Genomic DNA, 15,691 nt, shown 5'->3' on the forward strand with positions numbered 1-15,691 from the left:
CGTGGAGCCGGACCGGGTGACTGCATTGCCGTAGGGCAATGCAGCGTGGTGACGGCATTGCCGTAGGGCAATGCGGCCTGGTGACTGCATTGCCGTAGGGCAATGCGACGTGGTGATTGCATTGCCGTAGGGCAATGCGAAGGGGGTGGGGCAGGTCAGCGGCGGGGGAGGACCGGGATGATGTCGTCGCCGTCGTCCTCGTCGTTGATCGGGACGATCTCGGCGGTCTCGTGGTCCCCGTGGCCCTGCCGCGGCACGGCCACGGGGACCTCCTCGGGCTCGCCTGCCTCGGTCGGCGCGCCTGCCTCGGCCGGTGCTTCCGCGGCCGCGTCGGTGGCCTCGCCCGCGTCGGTGGCCTCGCCCGCGTCCTGGCCGGTGTCCGCGTCGGTGGTCTCGCCCGCGTCCTGGCCGGTGTCCGCGTCCGCGTCGGTGGTCGCTTCCGTGTCGAGGTTCGCGTCGGTGGCGTCGTCCTCGGCGTCGGCAGCGGCCTCGGGGGCCTCGCCGTCGTCCGAAGGCTCGTCGACGGCGTCGGGTGCCTCGACCTTGACGGGCTGCGCGGGTCCGGTGGGCTCGACCTCGACGGCCTGGTCCTCGTCCGACTCGGCGGCCTGAGCCGCGGCAGCGGTGGCGACGGGCTGGGTGGTGGTCGTGCCGGCCTTCGCGTCGGGCGCGTCGTCGGAGGTCTCGTCGGGGGCCTCGTCCGCGGCGGGGTCCTCCCCCTTCGGCTCGGGGAGTCGGGACTGCTCGGCGGCCTCCTCGGCAGCCAGCTGCTTGTCGAGGCGACGCAGCTCGGCGGCGCGCTGCTCGGCGCCCGTGTCGTCACCGGCGGCGACGGCGACCATCATCGAGCGGACGAGCTGCATCTCGTGCACGAGCCGGGCCCGCCGCTGGAGGTGCTGGTCCGGGCGCTCGACCCGGGCGTGGGCATAGGCCTCGAGGACGGTGTCGAGCGCCTCAGGATGCAGTTCGCCGACGAGGGGGGCGAGGTCGTCGGCCGGGTCGGCGACCTGGGCCGACTCCCAGCCGAGCAGACCCTTGACGTCAGGCTCCTCGCCGTCGTCGGGAGTGGCCAGGACCGTGCCGGGGCCGATGGCGCCGTGCGTCGGCGTCGCGGCGAAGCCCCACAGCGACGCGTCGTCGAGGATGCCCTCCCAGCGAGCGAGCAGCCCGGTGGGCACGCGGCCGGTGGCCGCCGCGCGGTCCAGCTCGGCGAGGCGACGGGTGCGGTAGGACGCCGCGTCGTAGACCGGGACACCGGCCTCCTCGTAGACGCGGGTGTCGAGGTTGTGCAGCTGGGCGAGCGCCCGGCCCAGTCCGGCGGCGAGCCGGGACCCGGGTGCGATCGACTCGAGGTCGACGAGCCGGCCGGTGAGGTAGGAGGTGACGCAGGCCCGTCCGCCCTCGGGCAGGGCCGCCCAGCCCCGGACCGCCGGGACGGGCATCGTCAGCCGCCGGGCGAGCAGCGCCAGGAGCGCGGCCGACTGCTCGAGCTGCGCGGACGCAGCGGGCGTGCGCGGGCTGCGCACCACCCACCGTCGGTGCTCGTGGTCCTGGACGAAGGCGACGTCGAAGGGGGAGACCGCCGGCGTCACGACTCCTTCGACCGAGTCGGGGTCGAGGCCGGGCACGGCAGCGCTGGCCAGAGCGGCGAGAGTCAGCGGTCCACGAGAGGTCACCCGCCCACCGTACGAGTCCGGCGGCCCGGAGGGCGGGAGCGACGCCCGTGACGCGAGGGATCCGTGGCGGGCCTACTGTGGGCGAGGTGGACCTCGAACCGATGCGCGACCTGCCCATGACCGCCTCGGACACCGACCGCGACGGTGTGCGGCGGTCCGACCCCGACCTCCTGCCGCGGCTCCTCGCGGACCCGACCACACGCGTCCTCGAGCTGCGGGGCGAGCGGACCCCCCTTCGTCCTGACGGCCGGCTCGCCCTGCGACCACCGCAGCCGGATGACGCCGACGGGCTGCTCGTCCACCTCGGTCTCGTCGACGGCATCGCCCACGTCGCCACCTGCCACCCCGCGCCACCCCGGGAGCCGGTGCCGCGCGAGGAACGCCTGGACGCCGCCCCCTTCGCCGACCTGCGCACCGTGGCCGCCCAGCTGCCGCCGCAGGAGGCGAGTCTCTTCGCGACGGCGCTCGGCCTGGCCAACTGGCACGTGCGCCACCCGTGCTGCCCGCGCTGCGGCGCCGCGACCGAGGTCGTCCAGTCGGGGTGGGTCAGGCGCTGCCCTCAGGACGGCTCCGAGCACTACCCGCGCACCGACCCCGCGGTCATCATGGCCGTCACCGACGCCGCCGACCGGCTCCTCCTCGCCCGCAACATCGGCTGGCCGGAGGGTCGCTTCTCCGTCCTTGCCGGATTCCTCGAGCCCGGCGAGACGATCGCCGGGGCGGTCGCCCGCGAGGTGTCGGAGGAGACCGGGGTGGCGGTGAACGACGTGCGCTTCGTCGCCGACCAGCCGTGGCCCTTCCCGGCGTCGCTGATGATCGGCTGCACCGCCCGCGCCACGACGACCGACATCACCCCGCAACCCGACGAGATCGCCGAGGCGCGCTGGTTCACCCGCGAGGAGTTCCGCAGCCAGCTGCGCGAGGGCTACCTGCGGGCCGCCGGTCGGCTGTCGATCTCGTCGCGGCTCATCGAGGGTTGGCTCGGGCACCGGCTCGACGAGGTCTGAGCCCGGGCCCGCCCCTCGACGCGGGCGGTGTCCGTGACGGGTGAGAGAGTGCCGGGGTGACCCCTTCGCCCGAGCTGCAGACCGCGGACGACATCCTCGCCGGCCTCGATCCCGAGCAGCGCGAGGTCGCGGCCCACCCCAGTGGGCCGATGGTGGTGCTGGCGGGAGCCGGCACGGGCAAGACCCGGGCGATCACCCACCGCATCGCCTACGGCGTGCGCTCGGGGGCCTACCAGCCGCAGCGGGTGCTCGCGGTGACCTTCACCGCCCGCGCCGCCGGCGAGATGCGCACGCGGTTGCGCGACCTCGGCGTCGTCGGGGTCCAGGCGCGCACCTTCCACGCGGCGGCCCTGCGGCAGCTGCACTACTTCTGGCCGCAGGCCATCGGCGGGGCCGCGCCCGAGGTCATGGCGCACAAGGTGCCGGCCGCCGCCGAGGCGGCCTCCCGCATGGGCATGCGCCTCGACCGCAGCGAGCTGCGCGACGTCGCCGCCGAGATCGAGTGGTCCAAGGTCTCGCTCCTCACGCCCGAGACCTACCCCGAGGCCGCTCGCCGGGCCCGCCGCGAGGCGCCCGGCATGGACCTGACCGCCATGGCCCGGCTCATCGCCACCTACGAGGACGTCAAGGGCGAGCGCGGGGTCATCGACTTCGAGGACGTCCTGCTGCTCACCGTCGGCATCCTCGAGGAGCGCGAGGACATCGGCCGCACGGTGCGCGACCAGTACCGGCACTTCGTCGTCGACGAGTACCAGGACGTCAACGCCCTCCAGCAGCGGCTGCTCGACCTGTGGCTCGGCAACCGCGGCGACATCTGCGTCGTCGGCGACCCCGCTCAGACGATCTACTCCTTCACCGGAGCCACCCCCGAGCACCTGCTGCGCTTCACCGCGACGCACCCCGGGGCGGCGACCGTGCGCCTCGTGCGCAACTACCGCTCCACCCCGCCCGTCCTCGCCCTCGCCAACCGCCTGCTGACCGATGCCCAGGGTCAGCGTCGCGGCGGCGCCGTCGAGCTGGTGCCGCAGCGCGAAGGGGGGAATGCCCCTTCGCTCATGGCGCTCGACGACGACCCGGCGGAGGCCGCCTGGGTCGCGGGCAAGGTCAAGGAGCTCGTCACCCAGGGGCGACCGCTGCGCGAGATCGCGATCCTCTTCCGGACCAACGGCCAGTCGGAGGCCTTCGAGTCGGCGCTCGCCGACGCCGACGTGCCCTATCTCGTGCGCGGGGGCGAGCGCTTCTTCTCCCGCAAGGAGGTCCGCGAGGCGGTGCTCCTGCTGCGCGGCGCCGCCCGCACCGACGACGGGAGCAAGCCGCTGCCGGCCTTCGTCGGTGACGTGCTCGGTGGCATGGGCTGGCACGAGGACCCACCGTCGAGCTCCGGTGCGGTGCGGGCCCGGTGGGAGTCGCTCAAGGCGCTCGTCGACCTCGCCGGCCGACTGTCCTCGACCACGCCCGACGCGCGGCTGCCCGATCTCGTCCGCGACCTCGACGAGCGGATCGCCGCCCAGCACGCCCCCGACGTCGAGGGCGTGACCCTCGCCTCCCTCCACGCGGCCAAGGGCCTGGAGTGGGACGTCGTCTTCCTCGCCGGCTGCTCCGACGGGCTGCTGCCGATCATGATGGCCGAGGGGCCGGAGGAGATCGAGGAGGAGCGGCGGCTCATGTACGTCGGGGTGACCCGCGCGCGCGAGGTGCTCCACCTGTCGTGGGCGCGCGCTCGCACGCCCGGGGCCCGCGGCACCCGCCGGGTCAGCCGCTTCCTCGACCAGGCGAGCTCGATCCTCGGCGAGGGCGCACGCTCGACGCCCAAGCGCGCCAAGGCTGCTCGCGGCTCCGGCCCCCTGAAGCCCTCCCGGCCCAAGGTGTGCAAGGTGTGCGGCACCGAGCTGAGCACGGCAACCGAGCGGGCCTCCGGCCGATGCCCCGACTGCCCGCCCACCTACGACGAGGCGACCTTCGAGCGGCTGCGCGCCTGGCGGCTCGCGGTGTCCCGGGCGGCGTCCGTGCCCGCCTTCGTCGTCTTCACCGATGCCACCCTCGAGGCGATCGCCGAGGCCGAGCCGGCCCACCAGCGGGACCTGTCGGCGATCAGCGGTGTCGGTCCGCGCAAGCTCTCGCTCTACGCCGACCAGGTGCTCGCCGTCGTCGGCGGAGCCGACCCCGACGAGGTCGCCGAGGCGGCCGTCGGGGAGCCCGAGGACTGATCCGCGATTAATTCGGTGGCGCACCCGGCGGGTGTGCTCTAGGTTGGACGTTGTCAGTCGGACATACCCACGCGTGTGATCCGAGAGCGCGTCGACGAGAGGAGGGCAGGACCCATGGACAACATCACGATGAACCTCATCCCGGAGTCTTGGGCTGCCCTCGTGCCGTCCGCCGATCTCTGCATCGGCGGCGCCACCGGCGTCTTCACCGACCGCGGCCGCACCCTGGCCGCTGAGCCGAAGACCCCCTTCGTCGTGGACCCGCGCCCTGCAGGACCTCCCGTCTAGGAGACGGACTCACAGGTCCTCCTCTACAGGCCGCGGCATCCCGACACCCGGGAACCGCGGCCTTCGTCGTGTCCCGGCACCGCCACAAGCACCCGCCACACCACGCATCACACGCCACCAGGAGAACCCGACGTGACGACCACGACCCACCCACCGATACAGCGACTGACGCCGTGCCAGGCCGAGGAGCCGGAGATCTGGTTCGCCGAGACGCCCGCGGGCGTCGAGTACGCCAAGGCCCTGTGCCAGTCCTGCCCCTTCCAGCAGATGTGCCTCGACGGCGCCCTCGAGCGCCGCGAGCCCTGGGGCGTCTGGGGCGGAGAGCTCTTCGACTCCGGACGCGTCATCCCCCGCAAGCGGCCGCGTGGCCGCCCCCGCAAGCACCCCATCCCCGCCTGATCGAGATCACGAGAGGAGGCACCGACATGATGAAGTTCCCCAAGATGCCCCGGCTGCGGACCACGGACCGGCCCTTGGCCTACGTCCCCGAGGTCGAGCGGCGTGAGCTGCTCGCCCGCCGGCAGGACCCTCGACCCGCTCACCTGAGCTTCCGATGAGCGCGATCACCGGCGGCGTAGATCACGACCCCGCCCGAGAGGCCGACAGGCCCCACCCGATGCCCCGGGTGGGGCCTGTTGTCGTTGGTGGGGAGGGCGAAGGGAGGAGCGTGGCACTCTGGTGCACATGGTCACCACGCTGCGCATCGCCCAGGACGAGACCGCCGACGAGCTGCTCTCCTCCGACCCCTTCGCCCTGCTGCTCGGGATGCTGCTCGACCAGCAGTTCCCGATGGAGCGCGCCTTCGCCGGCCCGGCCAAGGTCAAGGAGCGCTTCGGCTCGCTCGACCCGGCGAAGCTCGCGGCGGCGGACCCGGAGGAGCTCGCCGACCTGTGCGCCACCCCGCCTGCCGTGCACCGCTACGGCCGTTCGATGGCCGGGCGCATCCAGGCCGTCGCCGAGGTCGTCCGCGACGAGTACGACGGCGACGTCACGCGCATCTGGACCACGACCGACGACCCGGCCGAGATCGTGGGGCGGCTGAAGGCCCTGCCCGGCTTCGGCGACCAGAAGGCGCGCATCTTCGCCGCGCTCCTGGGCAAGCAGCTCGGTGTACGACCGGCTGGCTGGCGCGAGGCGATCGGCCCCTACGCCGAGGACGGGTCGCGCCGCTCGGTCGCCGACGTCACCGACGAGACCTCGCTGCAGGAGGTCCGCGACTACAAGAAGGCCGCGAAGGCCAAGGCGAAGGCCGCGAAGGGCTAACCCTCGGCGAAGCCCGGCAGCAGGCGCTCCATCGATCCGCGGGCCGGAATCGTCGCGCCGAGCTGGCACAGCACGCCGGTCGCGCCGACGAAGACGCGGTGGATCATCGCGTACTCGCGCGGCATGTTCATCCGCAGCCCCGTGGCGAACTCCGGCGCTCGCAGGTCGGTGACACCGCGCGCGGCAGCGCGCAGCCACTCGCGGGTGAAGGCGTGCTCGGGCTCGCGCAGCGGCTCGACGAAGGGGAGCAGGTAGGCGAGCACCTCGTCGGCGTCGACCTCGATCCCGGGGAGGATGAAGCCCTCGGCGCGCAGCCCGTCGACGACCCCCTGGGCGTCGTCGGCCAGGGCCCGGCGCACGAGGCGCCCGACGACCGGCGGGATGCCATGGGGCAGCCGGGCCACCGCGCCGTAGTCGATGACGCCGAGGCGCCCGTCGGGCGTGAGTCGGAAGTTGCCCGGGTGCGGATCGGCATGGAGCAGCCCGGCCCGCCCGGGGCCGTCGAGGAGGAACTCGAGGTAGAGCTGGCCGACCCGGTCGCGCACGTCCTGGTCGGCCTCTCGGATGACCTGGCTGAGTGGGGCGCCGGCGAGCCACTCGCCGACGATGACGTGCCGCGTGTGCAGGACGACGTCGGGGACGGCGACGTGCGGGTCGTCGCGGAAGGCCTCGGCGAAGGCGCGCTGGTTGGCCGCCTCGAGGGCGTAGTCGAGCTCCTCATCGGCCGCGGCGAGCAGTTCCTCGGTCACCGGCTTGATGTCGACGCCGGGCATCCAGGTCGTCGCGACCCGCGCCAGTCGGGCGATCTGCTGCAGGTCCGAGCGAAGCGCCGTGTCGGCACCGGGGTACTGCACCTTGACCGCGACCTCGCGCCCGTCGGCGGCCATGCCCCGGTGCACCTGCCCGATCGACGCCGCGGCGACGGGCGCGTCCTCGATGTCGACCTGCTCGCGCCACCGGGGCCCGAGGTCGCGGCGCAGCACCTCGTGGACCTGCTCGGTCGACATCGGGGGGAGCGGCGTCCTGCAGTCGCACGAGCATCTCGCGGTAGGGCTCGACCATCTCCTCGGGCATCGCCGCCTCGAGGACTGACAGGGCCTGCCCGACCTTCATCGCGCCGCCCTTGAGCGAGCCGAGGACGGCGAAGAGCTGCTCGGCCGTGCGGCGCTGGATCTCCTCGGTGACGACGTCTGCGGGCGTGCCGGTGAGCCGTCGACCCACACCGCGCCGCGCTGCGCCCGGCGTGGCCGATCGGGACGGCGGCCAGCCGCGCGGCTCGGCCGGCGGCACGGCGTGGGATCTGGTTCACCCGGCCATTGTGTCGTCCCACCCTGAGACCGGGGTGGACCCCCCTTCGGTCGTGGTGTCGGTCGTGGCGCGGAGGAGGCGGTCACCGCACTCCGGACAGCCGGGGTGGGCGGGCCAGCGATGCCGCTCGAGCGTGGGGCCCGGGGTGGCCACCTCGAAGGACCACTCCGGCGTCGTCACCCTCCCCGCGAGGTGGTCGAGGACGAGCGCCGTCGTCAGCCCGGCAGCGAGCAGACGCACCGCGGGCGAGGCATCGGCCGGCTCGGGGCCTGCGACGCGCGGCCGCACGAGCTGGGCCCGCAGGTAGGGCCAGTCGGGGTCGACACCGACCCGGGTCAGGTCGAGGCAGTGCAGGCAGGGCCGGCCCTCGGGCGTGATGACGGGGCCGATGCTCGCGTGCTCGGCCTGGCACCACAGCGGCAGGACGGGTGTCCGCGCCGCCAGCCACGGGTGGACGGCCGCGGGATCGGCCGGTGCCGGGCTGACGACGACGGCCAGGTCCACGCTCGTCGCGTCTCCCGGGCGGACCCGGGTGACGTCGACCTGTTCGCCCTGCCGGAGCACGTCGGTGAGCAGGGCCGGTAGCGCGCCGGCCCCGACGACGGCGACCCGCGGCGGCCGGGCGGTGTCGACGGGAGCGATGTGGCCGAGCGAGACGAGCCGGTCGAGGACGTCGGCGGCGCGGGTCGGCTCGATGCCTTCGAGTGCCGCCGTCGTCACGGCCTCGGTGAGCGCCCGCCCGGGGTCGAGGGTCGCGAGCCACCGCAGCTCGTCGTCACTCAGCCCGAGCAGACGGGTGGCCCGTGGGCCGGTGCCCAGCTGGACGCTGCCGTCAGGACGACGAAGGGGGTGCAGCCGCGCCCGGCGCAGGGGGCCGGGAGGCGCTTCGCGCGGCGGGCGGTCGAGGTCCGGACGGCGCGTGGCGGGCGCCGGGTCGTGCGGTGGGTGGGGCATGGCGGCTGCTTCGGGTGGGCGGCTGGTGGTCCGCCCACTCTGCCGGAGATCGCCGCCCCGCCTCCCGCGTCATCCACAGGCCCCGCCCAGGAGGCTGCATTGCCCTACGGCAATGCAGTCCGGAGGGGGCAGGAGCCCGCATTGCCCTACGGCAATGCAGAGACGAAGGGGCAGGAGGCCGCATTGCCCTACGGCAATGCAGAGACGAGGGCGCGGATGGAGGCGTCGGCGTCCTGGGGGAGGGCGGCGACCGGCCACCACGCGACGTCGATCGACTCCGGGGAGACGACCGGCTCGGCGCCGGCCGTGGCGACGGCGACCCACCGCAGGTCGAGGTGCTCGGTGCAGCGGGTGAAGCCCGACCCGAGCGCGTGCCGGTCGAGCTGGGCGAGCTCGGGCAGCAACCGCAGGGAGCCGGCGGGCAGCCCGGACTCCTCGATCGCCTCGCGCCGGGCCGCCGCGGCGATGCTGGGGTCGCTCGCCTCGATGTGCCCGCCGAACTGCAGCCACCGGCCGACCTTGCGGTGCAGGGTGAGCAGCACCCGCTCGCGGGGCTCGTCGACGACGAGGCACGACGCGGTGAAGTGCGCGGGCGGGCCCGCCTTGGCGCTCGCGTCCTCGTGCGCGGCGAGGTGCGCGAGGTAGTCCAGGCGCAGCCGCTCCTGCTCGGACGAGGGCGCGGACCAGCCGGTCAGCAGCTCGTGCAGGTCGGCGTCGAGGTGGGCGTGCGTGCTCACCGGTCGCCGGGGGAGGAGTCGGATCCGCCTGCGGCAGAGCCGCCTTCGTCGGCCTCACGCAGGATCGACTCGAGGACGTCGTCGAGGTCGCTGCGCTCGCCACTGCCCTCGCCGGCCGCGGTGCGCTCGACGAAGCCGAGGACGTCGTCGAGGTCGCCGGCGGTCGGCGCCACGTCGGGGTGCGCCCACACACCGTCGCGACCGCTCGCCCCGACCCGCTCCTCGAGCGCGGCGAAGAGGTTGGCGGCATCGCGCAGCCGTCGTGGCCGCAGCTCGAGGCCGACGAGCCCGGAGAAGGTCCGCTCGGCCGGCCCACCGGTCGCCCGCCGGCGCCGGATCGTCTCGGTCATCGCCGCGGTGTGCGGCAGGTGGTCGGCGGTGGCACTGGCCGCGACGTGGTCGACCCACCCCTCGACGAGCGCCAGCCAGGTCTCGAGCTGGGCGAGCGCGGCGCGCTGGGCCGCCGTCGGCGTCGGGTTGAGGAAGCCGCCGGTGAGGGCCTCCTGGATCGCCGACGGGTCGCTCGGGTCGACCTCGCGCACCGCCGCGTCGATGGCGTCGGTGTCGATGGCCATGCCGCGGGCGTAGGACTGGATCGCGGCGAGGATCTGCGGGCCGATCCACGGGACGGCGGTGAAGAGGCGGGTGCGCGCGGCCTCGCGCGCCGCCAGGTGCAGCCACACCTCGTCGAGCGGGACGTCGAGCCCCTCGGCGAAGGCCGCGACATTGCCCGGCAGCAGCCCCACCCGACCGCTGAGCAGCGGCACCCCGGCCTCGGTGGCGGTGAGCGTGTCGGAGGAGAGCGCGCCCACGGCCTCGGCGGTCTGGCCCGTGATGAGCGAGGACGCCATCGTGTCGACGAAGGGGGCCAGCTGTTGCGTGAGCATCGACAGGTCCATGCCGGCCGGCAGACCGAGGGCCTGCAGGTCGGGTGCGTCGGGCCCCTGGAGCCGCGAGGTGAAGGAGTCGCGGATCGCGGCGGACAGGCCGTCGGCGACCGGGTCGACGAGCGAGGCCCAGACCGGCATCGTCTCCTCGATCCACTCGCTGCGCGAGAGCGCGGCACCGGTGAGCCCCGGGGCCTCGAGATCGGTCACCCGGTCGAGCCACATCGACGCGACGTGGGCGGCCTGCTCGGCCAGGCCCCGCTCGCGCTCGCCCATCTCGTGGTCCTCGTCCTCGGCGGCCTCGCGGGCGGCGGTCGTCGCGGAGGCGACGTCGACCCCCTTCGTCATGGCACCGGGGGTGAACATCGACTTGATCTGGGAGGTCATGGCGGCCACCTGGCCGGGGTCGGCATCGGCGATGCCCATCGCCTTGAGCTGCTCGACGACCTGGGGCGGCAGGTCACGGCCGCCGTTGAGGTCGCGGAAGATCCGCGCGATCTCCGGGGGCAGACCGTCGTCCCCGGGGGAACCGGACGGGGTGCTGGGGTCGTTGCTCACGTCGACGTCTCTTCTCTTCCTGAGAGGATGTGCTGTCCTTCAACCCAACCACGAGCGGCCCCGGATGGTTCCCACCCGGGTCAGGAGGCCCTGTGACCCAGCCGGTGTCTGCCATCCCGCGCAGCGAGCGCATCGCCCGGTGGATCCTCGCGATCTCCTTCGTGCTTCTCGTCGTCGTCCTCGCCGGCACCTTCATCAAGGTCCCCTATGCGGTCGAGAAGCCCGGGCCGGTCACCGACACCCTCGGCGCCCTCGACGACGGCACCGACCTCGTGCGGGTCAAGGGCACCAAGAGCTACCCGACCGACGGCGCCCTGTACTTCACGACCGTGCGGGTGCTCGGCGGACCGGAGCGGCACATCAACGTCTGGGAGTGGGTCGCCGGGCACCTCGACGGCGACTCCCGGGTGCTGCCCGAGGAGGAGGTCTTCCCCGCGGACACCACCGACGAGGAGGTCCGCGAGATGAACACCGCCCAGATGCAGGGCGCGCAGAAGAACTCGATCGCGGTCGGCCTGCGCAGCACGGGTGTGAAGGTGCCGCAGGTCAACCTCGTCGCGACGATCGCCGAGGACCTGCCGGCCGACGGGCGTCTCGCGCTCGAGGACGAGGTGCTCGAGGTCGACGGCAAGCGCACCGAGCACGTCGCCGACATCGTGAGCGCCATCTCCGACCGCACGCCCGGGGACACGGTCCGTCTGACCGTCGAGCGCAAGGGGCGCGAGCGTGAGGTCGAGATCAAGACGACCGACCTCGGCGGCGGCCGGGCCGGCATCGGCATCGCCCTCGAGCCGAAGTACGACTACCCCTACGAGGTGCGGATCGACGCCGGGGACGTCGGCGGCCCGAGCGCGGGCATGATGTTCGCCCTCGCCGTCCACGACCGGATCACGCCGGGGCCGCTGACCGGCGGCGAGCAGATCGCCGGCACCGGCACGATCGACGACGCCGGCACCGTCGGCCCGATCGGCGGCATCCAGCAAAAGCTCGTCGGCGCCAAGGCCGGTGGGGCGCAGTGGTTCCTGGCGCCCGAGAGCAATTGCGACGAGGTCGTGGGGCACGTCCCCGACGGTCTGCGCGTGGCGGCGGTGGGCGACTTCGACGAGGCGACCGAGACCGTCGAGGCCATCGCCGACGGCGAGACCGGCGACCTGCAGACGTGCGAGCAGGTCGTGGCCCGCGCCTCCTGACCGCCGACCGCGCCTGATGTCCCCGAGGCCGCGGGCGAAGGGGGAGGGCTCAGTCCTCGAGCGTCGCCCGCAGGGCGTGGACGAGGCCGGGGGCGATGTCCTCGCCGGTGGCCACCCGGTCGTCGCGGTCGTTGGCCCGCTGGCGCAGCAGGCACACCGCCCGACCGTCACGGTGCACCGCGACGAGCAGCCGCACGTCCTCGCGCTGCGGGTGCGCCGCGAGGGCATCGACGGCGGCGTCGGGGTCCTCGGGCAGGTCACGCTCGGCGCCGGGCGGGACGACGATGCGCTCGACGGCGAGGGCGACCCCGTCGACGGTCTCGGGCCAGGCCATCCGGCCGAGCAGCGACTCGAGCTTGGCCGTGCGCGGCAGGTCCTCCTGCTCGATCGCGGTGAGCGCGCCCGGTGCGCGGTCGGCGTCGCCGGTGAGCGAGGCGGCCAGCTGGGGCTCGGCCGCGGCGAGCGCTGCGGTGTCGACGAGGGCGAAGACGCGGGGGTTCTGGTCCCACCCGGAGGCGGCGACGTGGCGCTCGGTCTCGAGGGCGGCGACCGCGAGCGGCTCGGTGGTGGGGGTGGGGTCTGGTGACGAGTCGGGCACGAAGACCATGCTGCCCTACGGCCGCTCAGGCGGGCTGGGTACGGTGGCCTCACCATGAGCAGCGCGAGTTGGCCGGACGAAGGGGGCGCGCCGCCGCCCCGAGGCGAGGACCCCCCTTCCACACGCGTGCCGCGGTCACGCCTGACCAAGGTGCTGCTGGCGATCGCAGCCGTCATCGTGCTGGTGACGCTCGCAGCCTCGCTGTGGACCGAGTCGCTGTGGTTCCAGTCCCTGGGCTACTCCGGCATGTGGTGGTCGCGGCTGCGCACCCAGGTCTTCCTCTTCGTCGTCGGCGGGCTCGTCACGGCGGTCCCGATCGCGGTGAGCCTGTGGCTCGCCCACCGCACTCGGCCGCTCTCCGTGCCGATGACGGCCGGTGAGCACGCGCTCGCGCAGTACCGCAGCGCCATCGAACCCTTCCGCCGCACGACGGCCATCGCCCTCCCTTCGGTCCTGGGGATCCTCGGCGGACTGGCCGCCGCCGCCCAGTGGCAGACCTGGAAGCTGTGGCGCAACGGCAGCTCGACCGGCACCACCGACCCCGAGTTCGGCCGCGACATCGGCTACTACCTCTTCTCGCTGCCGTGGTGGAGCTTCGTCGTCGGCTTCCTCACCGTCGTGGCCATCGCGACGCTGCTCGCCTCGCTCTTCACCCACTACGTCTACGGCGGCATCGTCCCGCCCGGCCGCGGCCGGTCCACCCGCGCGGCCTTCCTCCACCTGGCGATCATCGCCGCCGTGCTGGCGCTGCTGCGGGCGTGGAGCTACATCCTCGACGCCCACGGCCTGACGACGCGCGAGGGCGAGGTCCTCACCGGCGTCGGGTACACCGGCGCGCACGCCATCGTCCCGACCAAGTACATCCTCGCCGTCGCCGCGGCCATGTGCGCCGGGCTCTTCCTCGCCTCGGTGCGCTCGCGCTCGTGGCGCCTGCCGGTCATCGCCGTCGGCACCCTCGTCGTGCTGTCGGTCGTCGTCGGCTCGATCTACCCGGCGCTCGTCGAGACCTACAAGGTCTCGCCCTCGCGCAACTCGCTCGAGGAGCCCTACCTCCAGCGCAACATCGACGCCACCCGCGACGCCTACGGCGTCACCGACGTCAAGACCTCCTCCTACGACGCGGTCTCCGACGTCTCGTCCGGCCAGCTGCGCGAGGACGCCGACTCCATCCCCGGCATCCGCCTGCTCGACCCGGCGGTCGTCAGCCCCACCTACCAGGAGCTGCAGGCCCAGCAGCCCTACTACACCTTCCAGGACGACCTCGACGTCGACCGCTACGAGATCGACGGCGACATGGTCGACGTCGTCGTCGGCGCCCGCGAGCTCGACCTCGACAAGGTGCCCTCCGACCGGCGCGACTGGGTCAACGACCACACCGTCTACACCCACGGCTACGGCCTCGTCATGGCCCGCGGGGCGCAGTCACGCGGCGGCGACCCCGAGTGGCTCAGCCCGACGAGCGAGTTCGGCGAGTACGAGCCGCGGATCTACTTCGGCGAGGAGATGCAGCACTTCTCCATCGTCGGTCAGGGCGACACCTCGACCCCGCGCGAGGTCGACCGGCCGACCGGCGGCGAGGAGTCACGCTACACCTATCAGGGCAAGGGCGGCGTCGGCATCGGCTCGCTCGCCCGGCAGGCCGCCTACGCGATCACCAAGCGCGACGTGAAGTTCATCCTCTCCGATGCCGTCGGCAGCGACTCGCGGCTGCTCGAGCACCGCACGCCCAAGGAGCGGGTCAAGCGCGTCGCCCCGTGGCTGACCCTCGACGACGACGTCTACCCGACGATCGTCGACGGGCGCATCCAGTGGGTCGTCGACGGCTACACGACCTCCAACGACTACCCCTACAGCACGGCCTTCTCCATCTCGGGCGTGCAGTCGGGGCAGGTCTCCTCGGTCCAGACCCAGCGCAGCAGCTCGCTCGTCGGCGACCGGATCAACTACATGCGCAACTCCGTCAAGGCGACCGTCGACGCCTACGACGGCACCGTCCGGCTCTACAAGTGGGACGAGGACGACCCGATCGTCGACGCCTGGGACAAGGCCTTCCCCGGGCTGCTGAAGTCGACCGAGTCGATCAGCGGCGAGCTGATGTCGCACCTGCGCTACCCGGAGGACATCTTCCGCATGCAGCGCGCCGTGCTCGCCGACTACCACGTGACCGCGGCGAGCGACTTCCGCGCCGGCCAGGACCGCTGGCGGGTGCCCGAGGACCCCTCGCGCGGCGACGACGGGGTGGCCCAGCCGCCCTACTTCCTCTCGCTCGCGATGCCCGACCAGCGCCAGCCGGTGTGGTCGCTCACCTCGACCTACATCCCGCGCGGCACCCGCAATGTCATGGCCGGTTACCTGTCGGCCGACGGTGATGCCGGCTCGGCAGCGGGCAAACCGGCGGCCGGCTACGGGCAGCTTCGCCTGCTGTCGGTGCCACGCGACACGACCGTCCCCGGCGTCGGCCAGGTGCAGAACAACATCGTCTCGTCCACGTCGACCACCGGCTCGGGCACGCAGACGCTCACCGACTACCTCAACAACGCCAACCGCGGCGAGTCGCAGGTGCACTTCGGCAACCAGCTCGCGCTGCCCGTCGGCGAGGGCTTCCTGCACGTCGAGCCGATCTACATCTCCTCGGCGTCGGGCACGAGCTATCCGCAGCTGCGGATCGTCGTGGCGACCTTCGCCGGTCGGGTCGCTTGGGGCCAGAGCCTCGACGGTGCCCTCGACGAGCTCTTCGGCGGCGACGCCGGCGTGGGCGAAGGGGGAGACGCCGGCGGTGACGAGCCGGCCGAGGAACCGAAGGAGCCGACCGAGCCGAAGAACCTCACGGCCGACGAGAAGAAGCTGCGTGCGGCGATCTCGGGGATGGAGCAGGCCTACAAGGAGGGCCAGGACGCGCTCAAGAAGGGTGACTTCGCGGCCTACGACAAGGCCCAGAAGGAGCTGCGCAAGCACCTCGAGGACGCCGCGGAGGCCCAGCCGGGAGGCGGGTCGGCGACCCTCGACGAGGGCTGATTT

14 protein-coding genes are annotated in these 15,691 nt (G+C 73.4%); 8 read left to right on the forward strand and 6 right to left on the reverse strand.

All coding sequences use genetic code 11. The features are described from left to right. Positions 1–155: 155 nt before the first annotated feature. Positions 156–1,676: a phosphotransferase gene (locus H7A72_RS03670; RefSeq protein ID WP_143445437.1), complete on the reverse strand. Its 1,521-nt coding sequence runs from the start codon at positions 1,674–1,676 to the stop codon at positions 156–158. Between the two features lie 86 nt (positions 1,677–1,762). On the opposite strand from H7A72_RS03670, the gene nudC reads away from it, so the two are divergent. The 6 genes from nudC to H7A72_RS03695 all read left to right on the forward strand — a co-directional run bounded on the left by nudC (position 1,763) and on the right by H7A72_RS03695 (position 6,441). Continuing rightward, entirely contained in the window at positions 1,763–2,683 is a 921-nt protein-coding gene (gene nudC / locus H7A72_RS03675) for an NAD(+) diphosphatase (protein ID WP_185221664.1), read from the forward strand. A 56-nt stretch (positions 2,684–2,739) separates the two neighbouring features. Further along, entirely contained in the window at positions 2,740–4,890 is a 2,151-nt protein-coding gene (locus H7A72_RS03680; protein WP_185221665.1) for an ATP-dependent DNA helicase UvrD2, read from the forward strand. A 114-nt stretch (positions 4,891–5,004) separates the two neighbouring features. After that, on the forward strand, positions 5,005–5,178 hold the full coding sequence (locus tag H7A72_RS03685) for a hypothetical protein (protein WP_185221666.1): 174 nt from the start codon (positions 5,005–5,007) through the stop codon (positions 5,176–5,178). Positions 5,179–5,310: 132 nt separating this feature from the next. Next, positions 5,311–5,577, forward strand: coding sequence for a WhiB family transcriptional regulator (locus H7A72_RS03690; RefSeq protein ID WP_072623909.1), 267 nt, complete (start codon positions 5,311–5,313; stop codon positions 5,575–5,577). Positions 5,578–5,603: 26 nt separating this feature from the next. Further along, a complete protein-coding gene (locus H7A72_RS16850; RefSeq protein ID WP_255494281.1) occupies positions 5,604–5,735 on the forward strand; it encodes a hypothetical protein in 132 nt (43 codons plus the stop codon). 127 nt (positions 5,736–5,862) lie between these two features. After that, complete coding sequence (locus H7A72_RS03695; RefSeq protein ID WP_185221667.1) at positions 5,863–6,441, forward strand: HhH-GPD-type base excision DNA repair protein; 579 nt, start codon at positions 5,863–5,865, stop codon at positions 6,439–6,441. On the opposite strand, the gene H7A72_RS03700 is transcribed toward H7A72_RS03695, so the two are convergent. From H7A72_RS03700 to H7A72_RS03715, 4 genes are all read right to left on the reverse strand, one after another. Next, a complete protein-coding gene (locus H7A72_RS03700; protein WP_223277771.1) occupies positions 6,438–7,448 on the reverse strand; it encodes an AarF/ABC1/UbiB kinase family protein in 1,011 nt (336 codons plus the stop codon). The two genes, H7A72_RS03695 and H7A72_RS03700, sit on opposite strands and share 4 nt — an antisense overlap. A 298-nt stretch (positions 7,449–7,746) precedes the next feature. Further along, on the reverse strand, positions 7,747–8,703 hold the full coding sequence (locus H7A72_RS03705; RefSeq protein WP_185221668.1) for a TOMM precursor leader peptide-binding protein: 957 nt from the start codon (positions 8,701–8,703) through the stop codon (positions 7,747–7,749). Between the two features lie 188 nt (positions 8,704–8,891). Further along, positions 8,892–9,440, reverse strand: coding sequence for an NUDIX domain-containing protein (locus H7A72_RS03710; protein ID WP_185221669.1), 549 nt, complete (start codon positions 9,438–9,440; stop codon positions 8,892–8,894). Continuing rightward, on the reverse strand, positions 9,437–10,885 hold the full coding sequence (locus H7A72_RS03715) for a zinc-dependent metalloprotease (protein ID WP_185221670.1): 1,449 nt from the start codon (positions 10,883–10,885) through the stop codon (positions 9,437–9,439). The genes H7A72_RS03710 and H7A72_RS03715 overlap by 4 nt, the downstream gene beginning before the upstream one ends. A 92-nt stretch (positions 10,886–10,977) precedes the next feature. Between H7A72_RS03715 and H7A72_RS03720 the strand changes: the two genes are divergently transcribed. Then, positions 10,978–12,075 carry a PDZ domain-containing protein gene (locus H7A72_RS03720; protein WP_084450127.1) on the forward strand — a complete coding sequence of 366 codons (1,098 nt, stop codon included), beginning with the start codon at positions 10,978–10,980 and terminating at the stop codon, positions 12,073–12,075. 49 nt (positions 12,076–12,124) lie between these two features. Here the strand turns inward: H7A72_RS03720 and H7A72_RS03725 are convergent, their stop codons facing one another. Then, positions 12,125–12,682 carry a PPA1309 family protein gene (locus tag H7A72_RS03725; RefSeq protein WP_084450128.1) on the reverse strand — a complete coding sequence of 186 codons (558 nt, stop codon included), beginning with the start codon at positions 12,680–12,682 and terminating at the stop codon, positions 12,125–12,127. A 45-nt stretch (positions 12,683–12,727) separates the two neighbouring features. On the opposite strand from H7A72_RS03725, the gene H7A72_RS03730 reads away from it, so the two are divergent. Then, positions 12,728–15,688 carry a UPF0182 family protein gene (locus H7A72_RS03730; RefSeq protein WP_185221671.1) on the forward strand — a complete coding sequence of 987 codons (2,961 nt, stop codon included), beginning with the start codon at positions 12,728–12,730 and terminating at the stop codon, positions 15,686–15,688. The last annotated feature ends 3 nt before the right edge of the window (positions 15,689–15,691 follow it).

The organism is Janibacter sp. YB324 (genome assembly GCF_014217915.1).
Lineage (GTDB): Bacteria > Actinomycetota > Actinomycetes > Actinomycetales > Dermatophilaceae > Janibacter > Janibacter indicus.

What these genes read in the sequence shown, in the direction of transcription:
- H7A72_RS03700 (WP_223277771.1), bottom strand. Translation starts at nt 7,448, where the DNA reads ATGTCGACCGAGCAGGTCCACGAGGTGCTGCGCCGCGACCTCGGGCCC.
- H7A72_RS03725 (WP_084450128.1), bottom strand. Translation starts at nt 12,682, where the DNA reads ATGGTCTTCGTGCCCGACTCGTCACCAGACCCCACCCCCACCACCGAG.
- H7A72_RS03695 (WP_185221667.1), top strand. Translation starts at nt 5,863, where the DNA reads ATGGTCACCACGCTGCGCATCGCCCAGGACGAGACCGCCGACGAGCTG.
- H7A72_RS03730 (WP_185221671.1), top strand. Translation starts at nt 12,728, where the DNA reads ATGAGCAGCGCGAGTTGGCCGGACGAAGGGGGCGCGCCGCCGCCCCGA.
- H7A72_RS16850 (WP_255494281.1), top strand. Translation starts at nt 5,604, where the DNA reads ATGATGAAGTTCCCCAAGATGCCCCGGCTGCGGACCACGGACCGGCCC.
- H7A72_RS03705 (WP_185221668.1), bottom strand. Translation starts at nt 8,703, where the DNA reads ATGCCCCACCCACCGCACGACCCGGCGCCCGCCACGCGCCGTCCGGAC.
- H7A72_RS03685 (WP_185221666.1), top strand. Translation starts at nt 5,005, where the DNA reads ATGGACAACATCACGATGAACCTCATCCCGGAGTCTTGGGCTGCCCTC.